The following is a 15,518-nucleotide window of genomic DNA, read 5'->3' on the forward strand; positions in this document are numbered from 1 at the left end:
TGTTTGAGTAACAACTAGTATCATTCCAGCAAAAACCATGAGAGCTATAAAAACTTGCTTGACACCCTTCGCCAGCCCCCTTATCATGAAACTGAAGCTATTGTATTTGCTTTCGCCAATCTGCAGATTAAAAGGTAAGGATTACTTAATGTATCGGCGTCTTATGTTCAATTTTTTGCAGTATATAGATACTGTATGTCTTTACAAAACTTCATCTACATCTAGATTTTTATCTAAATAAGCTGAACGCGCTTATAAAGCGTTACAAGACATCAAAAAATGCCAATACTTGACAGAGATAGTGAAAGACTAGCTAACTCGGGGATTCTTTGTCTTTTTTTCTGCTTGGTAAATTTCTTAAACATTTGCAGCGTAAGTTAGTTGCAATTAAAAGCAGCTAAATCTTGCTTGTCAAGCGTTTGAAACATAAAAAACGCCAATATTTTAAAGCGGATAATAACCACGGGGCTTCTTTTGCCTTTTTTTTTGTTTGGTAAATTTCTTAAACATTTATAGCTAAACGACAACCGTCATCCCGCTGCTTGTTAGCGGCTAAGAGATACCGCGAATGAATCGAGGTATGACGTAGGACTGCTGTCATTTCAGTGCTCCTTTTTTTGTCATCCCAGTCTGGGATCTATTTTGCATGTAACTCCAATTGTGTTTTGGCATAAAACGCGACGCGTATTAGACTTGTTTGCAAGCAAAGCTTGCTAGATCCCAGTGGGCTTTGTTGCATCGCTAGCTATGATGGATTAAAGATAAAAAAGATGGAGAATATCAGTAGCTTATTATTCTGGTATTTATAACAAGAACGGTCAGTGAATACCTAAATTTGAGTAAAAGAAATTTCACTACCACTCACTAATCCGGCTAAAATTCAAGAATTTCAATGCTTTAGCTATTTTCAATAGAATTAAGTTTATTAATATAAATAATAAATTACTATTCTTAAATTTGATCAGATTGATTGCAAAAAAACAAGATTTTCAATAGGTTGCTTATAATCCTAACTATAGTTAGCCTTTCATAAGTAGCGATGCAACAAAGCCATCCCAGTGTCAAGCACTGGGATGACATCATAGGGACACTGGGATGACAGGGGAGGGAGGCTACTTGGATGACACCATTCTTTTTCCTGGATCCAAGTAGTCAGGGCACTGGGATGACAGGCTAGCCTGACAACCGTCATCCCGCTACTTGTTAGCGGCTAAGAGATACCGCGAATGAATCGAGGTATGACGTAGGACTGCTGTCATTCCAGTGCTCCTTTTTTTGTCATCCCAGTGCCCTGACACTGGGATCTAGCCTTTATTATGCAGTCACTTGGTTGAAATTAAGTCTTCTGGATCCCAGTGGGCTTTGTTGCATAGCACCTTAAGCAGTGATGGTTTACGACAAATTTATGTAATGATTTCAAATTTAGCCATACCAATATCAGTGAATTTGTTGAGCAAATAGCACTTAATTAGTAATTCTTTTTCACGATTTACTTCAGATTTATTCCTAAAGCTAAATCCAAATACTTGCTTCAACCTTGAGAAAAATCCTTCTATGTAAGATCTCTTTCCATAAATTGCTTCCTTTTTCCACTCTTTTACACCATCTTGTCCATATAATTTTATTAACCTAATAGCAGCATTTCTGTCAGACATATAATCTATTTTTGAATGTTCTGCTGCATCCTTTTTTGGTAGAACTTTTGTCTTTATATCGTATTTCTTACACAATTTATAAAGTTTGTGCCTATCGTATGCCCTATCTGCATATAATGCTTTTATTTTGTGCTGAAAATTAACTTCTTCAAGCAAATCGCAAGCTCCATAGTGGTCAGAGTAGACGCCATTACTGTATCTTGCAGCTATAGCTTTTTTACTATTCACACTTAACATAACATGTAACTTTCTTACTTGCTCGTAGCTTCGGTACTTTCTATCTGCACTGTTTTCCTTACTGTGGCCAGGAGTGTTACTGTAAATGCTGATACTTGTGCTATCTATGATAATTTCAATATTTTCCATGTTGCTTTTATCAACCCTGCAATCATTTATCTTAATATTAAGTTTTTTAAACCTTCTTGATGCTTGTGAATAGCTGATAACTGCCAAATTTTTTCCTATTTGTTGCAGATATCCTTTTATAAACCCCACCGTTTGTCTTAAACCAATTCTAAAAAGATTGACAATTATATGCACCAAAATTACGACTTTATCACTGTAAATATAGTTGCCGCCCTGCATTTTTGGACTATTTTCATACCAATTTTCGATAGCTTCATCGATGTAACGAAAAATATTTCCCCTTTTTTCAAGGAATTTGTTATATTCGTTTTGGTTACTGACTTTCATTTTCTGTGGCATATTTTTTCTTCAACAGTTAAATGGTTATTTATAATGAATTTTGTCAGTAGCCACCAGATTTTTTCGGTTGCTATGCAACAAAGCCATCCCAGTGTCAAGCACTGGGATGACAGGGGGGGAGGCTACTTGGATGACACCATTCTTTTTCCTGGATCCAAGTAGTCTGGGCACTGGGATGACAAAAAAAGGAGGGCACTTGGATGATGGGAGAAGGAGCTACTTGGATGACATCGTTTACTATTACAATGTTTGTACAGTTCTGGATAAAAAAATTAGCTAACAAATTTATAAACATCAGTATACAACTCATCAACGCTTGGTTCTTTACTATTTTTGGCAAAATCTTCCGACTTTTTTACTAAATCACGTACTTCCTTATCAATTACTTTACATTCTTCTTCTGAAGCAATTTTATTATCTATCATGTATTTCTTTAAAGTGCCTATAGGGTCATGATTTTGCTTCATATCTTCAACTTCTTCTTTTAAGCGATAAGTAGCAGGATCTGACATCGAATGGCCGCGATATCGATATGTCTTCATTTCAAGCAGGATAGGCCCTTTTCCGCTGCGTGTGTGTTCCGCTGCTTCGCTTGTAGCCGCATAAACAGAGAAAAAATCCATTCCATCAACTTGTTTTCCAGAAATACCAAAACTTTCTCCTCTTTTATATAACTCTGTTACTAAAGTTGATCTTTGCACAGAAGTTCCCATTGCGTATTCGTTATTTTCTATGATGTAAACCACAGGCAACTTCCACAAAGCTGCCATATTAAATGATTCATATACTTGTCCTTGATTTGCAGCACCGTCACCAAAATACGTGAATACCACGTTATCTTTTTTCTTATATTTATTAGCAAATGCTATTCCTGTGCCAATTGGAACTTGTGCTCCCACTATTCCATGTCCACCGAAGAATTTTTTTTCAACGTCAAATACGTGCATCGAACCACCTTTACCTTTCGAGCATCCTGTTTCTTTGCCAGTGAGTTCTGCCATTACAACATTTGGATCAGAATCACATGCGAGCATTAAGCCATGGTCTCTATAACTTGTGATAAAAGCGTCACCTAATTTTGATGCAGCTTGAGTTCCAACTGCAACTGCTTCCTGTCCTATTGATAGGTGACAGAACCCGCCTATTAATCCCATCCCATATAATTGTCCTGCTTTTTCCTCAAATCTGCGTATGAGTAGCATTTTCCTGTAGAATCCAATTATCTGTTCTTTAGTGAAATTTTCTGCTTTCATATCGATTTCTTTTTCATTAAACTAAAATAATATCAGAAATTTTTAACATTTTATAATAAATCTCAATGGATTACTACCACTGGCTTGAAGCTTTTCACATTATCTCCGTCATTATGTGGATGGCAGGTATGCTTTATTTACCCAGGCTTTATGTCTACCACGCAACTGTAAAACCGGGATCGGAAAATGATAGCTTGCTTCAAACAATGGAAAAGAGGCTACTTAGATATATCATAAACCCTGCAATGCTTTTCTCACTTGGTTTGGGAATGACATTAATGATTATAAGAGAAGCATATCGTGAAGGGTGGTTTCATGTGAAAGCACTAGCATTATTTTTTATGTTTGCTATTCATGGACTGCTTGCAAAATACAGAAAAGATTTTGCAATGGGTTCAAATGAAAAAAAACACGTTTATTTTCGTGTTTTAAATGAAGCAGTTACAGTATTGATAATAGTTATAGTTATTATGGTTGTTGTAAAACCTTTTTGACTGACCTTACCCAAAAAAAGCAGAAAGCTCGTATCTGTTCAGATGCATGGCTAATGTACAATACTGAAATAAAAATTCCAGTGCTCCCTTTCTTGTCATCCCAGTGCTTGACACTGGGATGGCTTTGTTGCATAGCAACCGAAAAAATCTGGTGGCTACTGACAAAATTCATTATAAATAACCATTTAACTGTTGAAGAAAAAATATGCCACAGAAAATGAAAGTCAGTAACCAAAACGAATATAACAAATTCCTTGAAAAAAGGGGAAATATTTTTCGTTACATCGATGAAGCTATCGAAAATTGGTATGAAAATAGTCCAAAAATGCAGGGCGGCAACTATATTTACAGTGATAAAGTCGTAATTTTGGTGCATATAATTGTCAATCTTTTTAGAATTGGTTTAAGACAAACGGTGGGGTTTATAAAAGGATATCTGCAACAAATAGGAAAAAATTTGGCAGTTATCAGCTATTCACAAGCATCAAGAAGGTTTAAAAAACTTAATATTAAGATAAATGATTGCAGGGTTGATAAAAGCAACATGGAAAATATTGAAATTATCATAGATAGCACAAGTATCAGCATTTACAGTAACACTCCTGGCCACAGTAAGGAAAACAGTGCAGATAGAAAGTACCGAAGCTACGAGCAAGTAAGAAAGTTACATGTTATGTTAAGTGTGAATAGTAAAAAAGCTATAGCTGCAAGATACAGTAATGGCGTCTACTCTGACCACTATGGAGCTTGCGATTTGCTTGAAGAAGTTAATTTTCAGCACAAAATAAAAGCATTATATGCAGATAGGGCATACGATAGGCACAAACTTTATAAATTGTGTAAGAAATACGATATAAAGACAAAAGTTCTACCAAAAAAGGATGCAGCAGAACATTCAAAAATAGATTATATGTCTGACAGAAATGCTGCTATTAGGTTAATAAAATTATATGGACAAGATGGTGTAAAAGAGTGGAAAAAGGAAGCAATTTATGGAAAGAGATCTTACATAGAAGGATTTTTCTCAAGGTTGAAGCAAGTATTTGGATTTAGCTTTAGGAATAAATCTGAAGTAAATCGTGAAAAAGAATTACTAATTAAGTGCTATTTGCTCAACAAATTCACTGATATTGGTATGGCTAAATTTGAAATCATTACATAAATTTGTCGTAAACCATCACTGCTTAAGGTGCTATGCAACAAAGCCCACTGGAATCCAGTTTTTCGTATAATTTTGTCAAAATCTATTGTGCTAGCAAGTTTACTAGCGTCACGCGCTGGGGTGTGCGTGTTTATTCTGTTAGACATTTAATGTGATTGTATGTAGGGTTTTGAAAAAGATATACCAAATATGAAAGGCCTATACATCAAAACTTACGGCTGTCAGATGAACGTTTATGACTCCGTTTTAATGGAGAATATAGTTAAGCCTCTAGGGTTCAACGTTGTTAGTGATGCAGAACAAGCTGATTTGGTGATATTGAATACTTGCCATATTAGAGAGAAGGCAGCAGAAAAGCTTTACTCAGAGCTTGGAAGGATTCATTCATCAAGAAAAGAAATGACTATAGTGGTGGCTGGATGTGTAGCGCAAGCAGAGGGAGAAGAAGTGTTCAGAAGAGCCCCATTTGTGGATATTGTTGTTGGTCCGCAAAGCATTGCCGCTTTACCAGAACTGATAGTCAAAGCAAGCAGAAGTAAAGGTCATGTAATAAATACTGATTTTCCGGAAGTTGCAAAGTTTGATAAATTGCCAGATGAATGTTACGGCAATAGCCAAGGATCTTCTGCGTTTCTTTCCATACAAGAAGGTTGTGATAAGTTTTGTACATTTTGTGTAGTGCCCTACACTCGTGGAGCTGAGTACTCACGACCAGTAAATGAAATATTTCGCGAAGTATTGAAATTAGTTGCAAATGGGGCAAATGAGATCAATTTGCTTGGTCAGAACGTCAATGCTTACCATGGGGAATGCGAAGGGGAAGTGTGGGATTTAGGAAAATTAATTAGTCATATTGCTAAAATTGAAAAGCTAGAGAGGATTCGTTATACAACTTCTCATCCAAGAGATATGCATGAATCTCTCTACTTGGCACATGCGGAAGAGTCAAAACTCATGCCGTTTGTTCACCTGCCTGTGCAGTCAGGTTCGAATAAAATATTGCGCGTGATGAACAGGAAACACACTGCAGAGGAGTATTTGGAAATAATAGACAGATTTCGCAAATTGAAACCTGAAATCGAATTTTCTTCTGATTTTATCGTTGGTTTTCCTGGAGAAACCGAAAAAGATTTTGAAGAAACTATGAAATTAGTAGAAAAAGTTAGATATGCTCAGGCTTATAGTTTTAAATACAGCCCAAGACCAGGCACACCAGGAGCAGAAAGAAAAGATCAAGTGCCAGAAGAGGTTAAAACAGAGCGCCTTCTTCGTTTACAGAAATTAATTAGTGAACAGCAACTTGAGTTTAACCAGAGTATGGTAGGCAAAACTATACCTGTTCTATTTAGCGATAAAAAAGGCAAACACCAAAACCAAATTATTGGTAAAAGCCCATATATGCAATCAGTATGCATTGATGATCCTGAAGGGAAGTATAGAGATAAAATAGTAAATGTGAAGGTATTGGAAGCTCGGCAGAATAGTTTGTTGGGGTGTGGTGCAGGATAGCTCTGTTGGACATCCATCAGAGAATTATTTTGATTGAGAGAAAGTACCCCTATAGAACAAGATAGAAGTACTTCACGTAGTTTATTTCAAGTTTATCAACTATAGCTAAAGTAATTTAGGCTTACCGACAACCGTCATCCCGCTACTTGTTAGCGGGATCTAGAGATACCGTGACGATATGACGGTTAAGCTGAGATACCGCGAATGAATCGCGGTATGACGTGGGATTGTGTTAGCTATAGGGTGTGGGGTGCAGGAATAAGTTTGTTTCTTTTTGCATTTGTAATTTTCTAGAAAGCCCTATATTCTTTGGCTTTATCCGGTCAAAATGAACATGAAGCATTATCCTGATACAGTAAGTAGTCCTGATTTTTCGTCGTTAGAAAAAGAAATCATAAAATTTTGGCAGGAAAACAAAGTTTTTGAGCGGTCAGTTGAGAAACGTTCTAAGGATAATTGTTTTGTCTTTTATGATGGCCCTCCATTTGCAAATGGCCTTCCGCATTATGGGCATTTACTCACTGGTTTCATCAAAGACGCATTTGCAAGATATCAAACTATGCTGCAAAAAAGGGTCGAACGTAGATTTGGCTGGGATTGCCATGGATTGCCGGCTGAGATGGGTGCGGAAAAGGAACTTGGAATATCTGGTAGAACTGAAATAGAAAAATTCGGCATTGAAAAATTCAATAACCATTGCCGTACTTCTGTAATGAAATTTTCATCAGAATGGGAAAAGTATGTAAATAGGCAAGCAAGGTGGGTAGACTTTCACAATGACTATAAGACTATGGATAAATCATTTATGGAGTCGGTCATGTGGGCATTTAAACAGCTTTATGATAAGGGTCTGGTGTATGAATCAGTGCGCGTTGTTCCATATAGCTGGGCGTGCGAAACTCCATTATCCAATTTTGAAACAAGGCTTGATAACGCATATAGAGAAAAGACTAGCAAAGCTGTAACTGTTGCATTTGAGCTTTTAGAAAACCCACAGCAGTTTAAAAATGTATGTAAATTACTTGCTTGGACTACAACTCCTTGGACGTTGCCGAGCAACTTGGCTTTGGCGATAGGGAAAGATATTGAGTATTGTGCAGTATTAGTCAATGGTGAAATCCACATCTTCGCTGAAAGCTACCTAGAGAAATTTATCAGCCACTCTGAACAAAACAATATTCCATATGAAAACTGCAATATAAAACTTGAAGCAAATGATCTTGTAGGTCTTTCTTATAAACCACTATTTGATTACTTTAAAGATACGAAAAATGCATTCCGCGTTTTCATCGCTGATTATGTTACAGGAGAAGATGGTACTGGCGTTGTGCATACTGCTCCTGGATTTGGTGAGGAAGATTTTTACCTTTGCCAAAGCCATGATATTCCAGTTATTTGTCCAATTGATAACAGTGGAAAATTTACTGCTGAAGTTTCAGATTTGGCAGGGGTTCATGTTTTTGATACCAATGATACAGTAATAAAAAAATTAAAAGGGCAGGGGAGTTGGTTTAAGACTGAGCAATATATTCACAATTATCCACACTGCTGGAGAACTGACACTCCTTTGATCTATCGCACTATGCCTTCTTGGTACGTTGCCGTTACAAAATTCAAAAGCAGAATGGTAGAGCTAAATAAGAGAGTTAATTGGATACCAAACCACATTAGAGATGGTCAATTTGGAAAATGGCTTGAAGGGGCACACGATTGGTCAATTTCACGCAATCGATTCTGGGGTACGCCAATCCCTGTATGGAAATCAGATGATACAAAATATCCAAGGGTAGATGTATATGGTTCAATAGAAGAACTGGAGAGAGATTTTAATGTTAAAATAGACGACTTGCACAGACCATTTATCGATACTTTAACAAGACCAAATCCTGATGACCCAACAGGAAAATCGATTATGCGTCGTGTGCCTGACGTATTTGACTGTTGGTTTGAATCTGGCTCGATGCCATTTGCGCAAGTCCACTATCCGTTTGAAAATAAGGAATGGTTTGAGAATAACTTTCCTGCGGATTTTATTACCGAGTACATAGCACAAACCAGAGGTTGGTTCTATACACTTTTTGTATTGTCTACTGCTTTGTTTGACAGTGAACCGTTTAAGAATTGCATATGCCATGGTGTTGTTTTGGATGTAAAAGGGCAAAAATTGTCCAAACGTTTGAATAACTATGCAGATCCAATGGAGGTTTTTGATAGATACGGTTCTGATGCACTGCGTTTTCTTATGCTTTCTGGATCTGTTGTTTGTGGTGGTAATTTGCTACTCGATAAAGAAGGAAACTCAATACGAGATGTTCTGAAAAACGTAATAAAACCTATTTGGAACAGTTATCACTTTTTTACTATGTATGCAAATGCAGATGGAATTAAAGCTGAAGTTTGTAAGGATTATCACAGTACTATTGATTGCTACATGATTTCCAAATGTTTTGAAGCTGTAGAAAGTATCCAAGCTTCTATGAACAGCTATAACTCCCAAGAGGCTTGCAAAATTTTGATGAACTTTTTTGAAGTGCTGAATAATTGGTATATTCGTCGCAGTCGCGAGCGTTTTTGGAAAAGTGATTTGGATCAGGATAAAACTGATGCTTATAATGTTCTATATACGGTTTTTTATTACATACTAAGAGCTGCAGCTCCTTTATTGCCACTTATAACAGAGACTATATGGCAAGGGCTTAAGTATAAAGAAACATCTGTTCATTTGGCTGATTTTCCACAATTAGAGAAGTTTGATAATGAGCTCATTGCTAAAATGGATTTGGTAAGAGAAATATGCAACTCTGCGCTCTCTATTAGAAACACTTTTAACATACGTATCAGACAACCACTTAGTAGTATGACGATTTATCATCAGTCTTCCTGCGGTTTTCTTGACGATACACAACCCTCTGTCATTCCAGAGCTCTCTCCAGTCATCCCAGAGCTCTCTCCAGTCATCCAAGTAGCTGACACTGGGATCCAGAAAGAAAAGAAATGGTTAAGTGCTGGAATGACACCAAGCATGAATGAATATCAAGAGATGATAAAAGACGAGGTAAATGTAAAAGAATTAGAAATAGTAGGTGAGTTGAAAGAAGTTGCATCACTAGAACTGAAACTAAATTTTCCTATGCTTGGAAAGAGAGTTCCAGGCAAAATTAAGAAACTAGTTCAATATGTCAAAGAGGGAAAATGGAAGCAAGTTGAAAATGAGCAAGTTTTTTTAGGTAATGAGTCAGAAAATTACATCATAGAAAAAGGCGAATATGAACTATTGTTAAAAGCAAATAGTGGATATTCTGCTGTGTTTGATAACAACAAAGGAGTTGTCATTCTAAATACTGAACTAAATGATGAATTAATTCTAGAAGGGTTAGCGAGAGATGTCGTGAGGCTCATTCAAGAAACCAGAAAACAAGCTGATTTTCATATATCAGATAGAATCAGAGTAATAATCAAAACAGAGGATGAGGAAATTAAGAAAGCAATAAATACATGGGGTGAATACATAAAAGAGCAGACTCTTTCCTTATCTTTAGAAATTAATACAGAAATTGGAACTAACTTTTATTCTAAGGAATATCAGGATTTAAGTGTTGATATTAAGTTAGATTGTCAGTAGTTGAAAATCGTCAGTGTTTGTGCTATACTTAAAGTACTTGGATAAGGTTATGGTATGAATGCTGTTGCAGATGATTATGAAGAAGTTGTTAACAATAGTGGTGATTTAGGTAAAGTAGAATCTACTTCCAATGTTACTTTGGAAGAGGAAGAAGAGTTTTTTGATGCTTTAGAGGAACAAGATTGGTCAACTAATATTAATATTCTGCGAGAATCTGCTCGCATTCCGAAAGAACAAGAAGAATTTTTTGATAGTGTAGCTGCTGGTTTTGACGTTCCACTCAGTATATTTCATTATAAAGATTATAACTCTGATTTTTTTACTTCTTGGTATAATATATCAAGTAGGATATTTAAAGAGATAAACCAAGCTTGTCCGGAAAAACAAGCGTTGAATTTAGCACTATCGGTTTTAATGTTTCCTTATATAGTTTTTACTGCGTTAGGATTAGCCGTATATAATAAATTAAAAACAAATGATAAGACACAAATCAGTTCAGGAGAGAATAAAACAAAAAAAAGTGAAGTAAGTGAAAGTACAGCAAAAAGATTGGCATATGGTGTTCTTGCTTCAATCGCGGTTCTTGTTAGTATACCTATACTTCTACTCTTGCTTATTCCTGCAACACCTGCCTTAGATACTTTTTATCTTTTAAATAGAAAATTATCTCATTCTTTGATTGCTGTTCTGAAAGTGAGTAGTGGGTTATGTCAAAATGAACACCAAAATATTGAGGTATCTTTTCGTGAAATAGATGCTGGTAAGTCAGACATTCAGTGGGATATGGAAGTTAAGTTTCCACCGCAATTTGAACAATTACTTAGAGATTTATACGAAGATAAAGATGGTAGTTGGTTTAATGTTGCACGTGATTCAGAACATAATACCATACTGAAATTGTCAGCTAATATCCACTTAAAAAATGGTCTTAAGCCTTTGCGTAATGAAATCAAGAATGTGCTTGCAACTTCGATTCAAGAGTTTGCGAAGACTATGGAAGAGCTGATGAAGCTAGAAAAGAAAGATATTACATATGATAAGCTGAAGGAATTGTTGAACGAATTCAGAGTGGAAGTAGTAAATAGTATAGGTCCTAAATTGACAAGTCACTTAATATACAACGCCTATCAAGTTGCCTTTATACAAGCAATTAAATTTGCACAAAAAAGAAAAGAAGGTTTTTCATTAGAAAACGTGCTAAGAGATATATTAGTGAAACAAGAGTTGGAGAGCCAAGGTAAGGAATTGCCAAGTGAAAAAGAAATGATAATAAAAGATCTAAAAAAAGCAGGAGCAAAAGTACCAGATGTTTTAGAAGATAAGGCGCTTCTTATATTTAGAGCGGAATGGAGGCAGCTTATACAAGAAAAGAAGATAGCTAAGAGAACAATAATTGATGTTTATAGGGATATGTACCATCAAACAACAGAGGAAGCTCTGGGTAGTGCGGAAGAAAAAATTAAACATTTAAAAGAAAAAGGTCAAGAGAGATACAACAGGATATGTGAAGAACTAAAAGAGATGCATAAAAATAGGAAAAACGGTAGCTTAACAGATGGTGCATTAAAAAGAAAATTAGAAGATCTTTTTAAATTCGAATATGATGATCAAGAGGTTGAGAAAAGGCTAATAGAATCGAGAATAAGGACTATTCAAACTCTACTGAATAAATCAGATAACAAAATAAAGCAATCTTTAGCAGAAGATCTTAGTGAATTAAATGAAACAAAGACTTCGGATAAAGTGAATGACTTTATAGAAAAGATGTATTTAGAAATAACGAAATGTGAAACGCAAAGTTTGTTTAAAGGCCAAGCAAAGGGTATAGAGGATTCATGTGAGTTATTAAAGGAAGAGGCACCAGATCTAGTGAAAGAGATTAATTCACATCGAATGAGAATTGAAAAATACTTGGAAAGACCTGAACAACCTATACTGTTAAGAAAAATAATAGAAGGAAATAAGGATTTAAATAAATACTTAAAAGATGAGCAAAATAGCAAGGGAAAAGAACATCCAAATACAAAGTTAATAGAGATGCACTTGGAAAATAACCAAGAAATTCTGGAAGCATTAGAACAATTAGAGTTAAAAAAAGAAAGATTATTGATAAATGAAAAAGCAACAAATGATTACAGAGAAGAACTAGAATCTCGTGAAAAAATAAAATTTGCAGTAATAGAAGATAAGTTGTTGGAGGTGCTTAAGCAAGAAACTTTTAATGAAAAAGAAATCAAGAAATTATTCGAGAAAGCAGAACTTGAGTACTGTTTAGCAGAAAGATGCATCAAATATCCTGTAATTAAAACAAAAGATAATATCAAACATTTTAGTCAAAATTTATTGTCTCCTTTGATAGATAGGTTGGTGGAAAATATAATAAATAATGTGCCAAAAAATGATAAGAGTTCACTTTTGCAACCTGTGAAATCTTTTTGGACATGTTGGGGGTATATTAAAACAGGCCTTGTCGTTGCAATACATGGGGATGAGAGTACAGAAGGAAAAGCGTTAGATGTAGCACACACCTCTTATAAGGAAGTGGAGACATTTCTTCAACATTTCGAGTCAAGTTATGAGAAAGCTGGGGCTTTTTTAGGTGATTTATTTTCTGATGAAGGAGAAACATTTAAAAATGATGTATGGCCTAAGATAAAAGATCATTTGTATGGAATGTGGGATAGATTTTTTAAGGATATTGAATTCAAGGTTGGAAGTAGATTAGATGAGGTAAGCTTGGCACAGCCAAAGCAGGAAACTATGATTGTGGCTCAATGATGAGTTCTCAAAGTTCCTCTGGTATTTTCATATACTAAATTAACTATAGCACTTGATTCTTTTTGGATCTCTTTTTCAGTTAAAGTGTGGATTGGAGAGCAGAAAGTAACTGACAATGCTATAGACATCTTATTCGGTTCTATATTATTTCCATGGTATACGTCAAATACTAAAACTTCTGTGATGAGCTCTGAGCTTTTTTTTACCACATTGATTATGTTACCTACTTTCACATCCTTATTTACAATAAATGCAAAATCACGTTTTACACTTTGGTATTTATAGTCGATAAATTTCTTTCTACTTACAGGTAAATTTTCAATATTTTCTAGTATTACCTCAAAACCTACAACTTTTTGCTTGATATCAAAAAAATCCAGTATACTCGGATGCAGTTCTCCAAAATAATCTGCTACTTTATTCTTAAAAGAGAGAGTGCCTGACTTTCTTGGGTGGTAATATTCTTTTTCTGCTCTTTCTATCGTTAAATTATCACAATTGACGTTAAAAAACTCCAAAGCTGCTATGCAATCAGCCTTTGCGTCAAAAACATCTACTTTCCTATCAGTATTATAATGGTTTCTCGGCAAATTATTTCCTGTTCTTATTCCACTTAAAACATGTTTAGACTGAGCTCCACCATCGTAAATCGGCCCAATTTCGAAGATTGCAAGATCAGATATTCCATGGGCAATATTATCAGCAGTGACTTGCAATAAATTTGGTATGATACTTGGTCTCATTATATTGAAGTTGTTATTAAATGGGTTATCGATGATAAATAACTTATTCGAGTAACCAAATTTTTCAGCTGTTGATTCACTCATAAACGACCAGGTTAGCACTTCATGAAACCCTCTGTTTGTCATCAAAATACGCAAATTGTCGTATGTACTATCTACTTCTTCAACATTATTTGGTAGTGGTTCTTCTTTTATTTTGTCATAGCCGTATATCCTTGTTACTTCTTCAATTAGGTCAGCAGGTATTGTCACGTCCGATCTCCAGCTTGGTACTTGTACATTCCAACTGCCTTCGGTTTTTTTATCAATACTAAACCCTAGTTTCGTTAAGATATCGAACACTTCATCAGGCGATACAGACACACTTCCAAACTTGTTCACATCCTGATAGTCAAAGCTCACCTTGGTGTCAGTCCTATCTAAGCTGCCAGCAGACACTACGCTTGAGGTTTCTCCACCACATAAGTCCAAAATCATTTTAGCTGCAAGATTGAGTCCCTCAAGGGTAAATCCAGGATCAACTGAACGTGCAAATCTGTAACTAGCGTCTGTGGAGATATTCATCTGCCTTGCAGATTTAGCGATAGATATAGGGTCAAACCAAGCAGACTCTAAAAAGATATCAGTAGTTTCAAGAGTACATTCACTGCACTTACCACCCATAATTCCAGCAATTGCATGAATATTTTTATCACCTGCAATAACGCTTGTGTCCGTGTTTAATAAGTATTCTTTACCGTTCAAACCAGCAAATTTTTCTCCGTCGTTTGCTTTGCGTACTGTGAGCTCTCCTTCTATTTTTTTTGCATCATACGCGTGCATTGGGCGGCTGAAAGATATCATAATATAGTTCGTGATATCAACTATTGCAGAAATGGAGCGCATTCCTATCGATTCCAGCCTATCTTTTAACCATTTTGGGCTTTCTTGATTTTTTACATTGGCGATGTATATTCCACTAATAAAACTTTCCCCGTCAGTAACTTCAACATCGATTGGTGAATTTATGGAGCTGGTAAGTTGTGGAATGCTTAAAGTCTTTAATGTCCCAATTCCAGTTGCAGCAAGGTCGCGAGCTATTCCATAAATGCCTAAGCAATCTCCACGGTTTGGAGTAACATTTATATCAATTACAGGGTCACAATTGAAAAATTTATCCCCTACTTTATAATCATCGGAAAGCTCGATTATTCCTTCACTTTCCTCTTGAACCAGCGCAAGTTCAGAAGCAGAGCAGAGCATCCCTTCACTTAGCACTCCTCGTATTTTTGTGGGCTTGATTGTGAAATCACTTTCTGGCAATGTGCTACCAAGAGATGCAAGCACAGTTTTCATACCTTCTCTAACATTGTTTGCTCCGCAAACTATTTGTAGAATTTTACTCCCATCATTTACTTTACATAATTTTAATTTATCAGCATTTGGATGCTGTATCACCTCTAATACTTCTGCAACAACAAACCCAGCTAATTTGGCATTATCAATAATATCTTCTACTTCTAACCCTATATGAGTTAATTTATCGATAATTTCTTCTAAACTAGCATTGGTTTCTAAATACTCCAGTAACCAAGATAACGTGAATTTCATCGATCTA

At 35.7% G+C, this 15,518-nt stretch carries 12 protein-coding genes; 7 read left to right on the forward strand and 5 right to left on the reverse strand.

The genetic code is table 11. The annotated features are described in order from the left end of the window. Positions 1 to 951: 951 nt before the first annotated feature. From ACJZL1_RS00745 to ACJZL1_RS00755, 3 genes are all read right to left on the reverse strand, one after another. On the reverse strand, positions 952 to 1,080 hold the full coding sequence (locus ACJZL1_RS00745; protein WP_265026416.1) for a hypothetical protein: 129 nt from the start codon (positions 1,078 to 1,080) through the stop codon (positions 952 to 954). Beyond that, a complete protein-coding gene (locus ACJZL1_RS00750) occupies positions 1,028 to 1,192 on the reverse strand; it encodes a hypothetical protein (protein WP_419247284.1) in 165 nt (54 codons plus the stop codon). The genes ACJZL1_RS00745 and ACJZL1_RS00750 overlap by 53 nt, the downstream gene beginning before the upstream one ends. A gap of 211 nt (positions 1,193 to 1,403) precedes the next feature. Further along, positions 1,404 to 2,360, reverse strand: coding sequence for an IS5 family transposase (locus tag ACJZL1_RS00755; RefSeq protein WP_264735368.1), 957 nt, complete (start codon positions 2,358 to 2,360; stop codon positions 1,404 to 1,406). Positions 2,361 to 2,451: 91 nt separating this feature from the next. Here ACJZL1_RS00755 and ACJZL1_RS00760 point away from each other — a divergent pair, with 91 nt between their 5' ends. Further along, complete coding sequence (locus tag ACJZL1_RS00760; protein ID WP_419247285.1) at positions 2,452 to 2,640, forward strand: hypothetical protein; 189 nt, start codon at positions 2,452 to 2,454, stop codon at positions 2,638 to 2,640. Here the strand turns inward: ACJZL1_RS00760 and pdhA are convergent. Beyond that, positions 2,633 to 3,613: a pyruvate dehydrogenase (acetyl-transferring) E1 component subunit alpha gene (pdhA, locus tag ACJZL1_RS00765; RefSeq protein WP_341818618.1), complete on the reverse strand. Its 981-nt coding sequence runs from the start codon at positions 3,611 to 3,613 to the stop codon at positions 2,633 to 2,635. The two genes, ACJZL1_RS00760 and pdhA, sit on opposite strands and share 8 nt — an antisense overlap. Before the next feature lie 65 nt (positions 3,614 to 3,678). Here pdhA and hemJ point away from each other — a divergent pair, with 65 nt between their 5' ends. The 6 genes from hemJ (at position 3,679) to ACJZL1_RS00795 (ending at position 13,178) form a co-directional block, all read left to right on the forward strand. Next, a complete protein-coding gene (hemJ, locus tag ACJZL1_RS00770; RefSeq protein WP_265026302.1) occupies positions 3,679 to 4,107 on the forward strand; it encodes a protoporphyrinogen oxidase HemJ in 429 nt (142 codons plus the stop codon). A 53-nt stretch (positions 4,108 to 4,160) separates the two neighbouring features. Then, complete coding sequence (locus tag ACJZL1_RS00775; RefSeq protein WP_419247286.1) at positions 4,161 to 4,328, forward strand: hypothetical protein; 168 nt, start codon at positions 4,161 to 4,163, stop codon at positions 4,326 to 4,328. Further along, positions 4,313 to 5,269 (forward strand): IS5 family transposase, encoded by a 957-nt coding sequence (locus ACJZL1_RS00780; protein WP_264735368.1) that lies wholly within the window; start codon positions 4,313 to 4,315, stop codon positions 5,267 to 5,269. The genes ACJZL1_RS00775 and ACJZL1_RS00780 overlap by 16 nt, the downstream gene beginning before the upstream one ends. A gap of 189 nt (positions 5,270 to 5,458) precedes the next feature. Continuing rightward, complete coding sequence (gene miaB / locus ACJZL1_RS00785) at positions 5,459 to 6,778, forward strand: tRNA (N6-isopentenyl adenosine(37)-C2)-methylthiotransferase MiaB (protein ID WP_265026582.1); 1,320 nt, start codon at positions 5,459 to 5,461, stop codon at positions 6,776 to 6,778. Positions 6,779 to 7,106: 328 nt separating this feature from the next. Next, positions 7,107 to 10,400 (forward strand): isoleucine--tRNA ligase, encoded by a 3,294-nt coding sequence (ileS, locus tag ACJZL1_RS00790; protein ID WP_419247287.1) that lies wholly within the window; start codon positions 7,107 to 7,109, stop codon positions 10,398 to 10,400. Positions 10,401 to 10,454: 54 nt separating this feature from the next. Beyond that, positions 10,455 to 13,178, forward strand: coding sequence for a hypothetical protein (locus tag ACJZL1_RS00795; protein ID WP_419247288.1), 2,724 nt, complete (start codon positions 10,455 to 10,457; stop codon positions 13,176 to 13,178). Here ACJZL1_RS00795 and pheT read toward each other — a convergent pair. Continuing rightward, positions 13,172 to 15,511, reverse strand: a complete 2,340-nt coding sequence (pheT, locus tag ACJZL1_RS00800; RefSeq protein ID WP_265026585.1) for a phenylalanine--tRNA ligase subunit beta — start codon at positions 15,509 to 15,511, stop codon at positions 13,172 to 13,174. The genes ACJZL1_RS00795 and pheT overlap by 7 nt on opposite strands. Positions 15,512 to 15,518: the final 7 nt, after the last annotated feature.

Source organism: Wolbachia endosymbiont of Rhagoletis indifferens (assembly GCF_048537595.1).
GTDB lineage: Bacteria > Pseudomonadota > Alphaproteobacteria > Rickettsiales > Anaplasmataceae > Wolbachia.

Bases quoted from the DNA above. Each gene is read 5' to 3' on its own strand.
- ACJZL1_RS00745 (WP_265026416.1), bottom strand. From the start codon at position 1,080: ATGTCATCCCAGTGCTTGACACTGGGATGGCTTTGTTGCATCGCTACT.
- ACJZL1_RS00750 (WP_419247284.1), bottom strand. From the start codon at position 1,192: ATGACGGTTGTCAGGCTAGCCTGTCATCCCAGTGCCCTGACTACTTGG.
- ACJZL1_RS00755 (WP_264735368.1), bottom strand. From the start codon at position 2,360: ATGCCACAGAAAATGAAAGTCAGTAACCAAAACGAATATAACAAATTC.
- pdhA (WP_341818618.1), bottom strand. From the start codon at position 3,613: ATGAAAGCAGAAAATTTCACTAAAGAACAGATAATTGGATTCTACAGG.
- hemJ (WP_265026302.1), top strand. From the start codon at position 3,679: ATGGATTACTACCACTGGCTTGAAGCTTTTCACATTATCTCCGTCATT.
- ACJZL1_RS00775 (WP_419247286.1), top strand. From the start codon at position 4,161: ATGTACAATACTGAAATAAAAATTCCAGTGCTCCCTTTCTTGTCATCC.
- ACJZL1_RS00780 (WP_264735368.1), top strand. From the start codon at position 4,313: ATGCCACAGAAAATGAAAGTCAGTAACCAAAACGAATATAACAAATTC.
- miaB (WP_265026582.1), top strand. From the start codon at position 5,459: ATGAAAGGCCTATACATCAAAACTTACGGCTGTCAGATGAACGTTTAT.
- ileS (WP_419247287.1), top strand. From the start codon at position 7,107: ATGAACATGAAGCATTATCCTGATACAGTAAGTAGTCCTGATTTTTCG.
- ACJZL1_RS00795 (WP_419247288.1), top strand. From the start codon at position 10,455: ATGAATGCTGTTGCAGATGATTATGAAGAAGTTGTTAACAATAGTGGT.
- pheT (WP_265026585.1), bottom strand. From the start codon at position 15,511: ATGAAATTCACGTTATCTTGGTTACTGGAGTATTTAGAAACCAATGCT.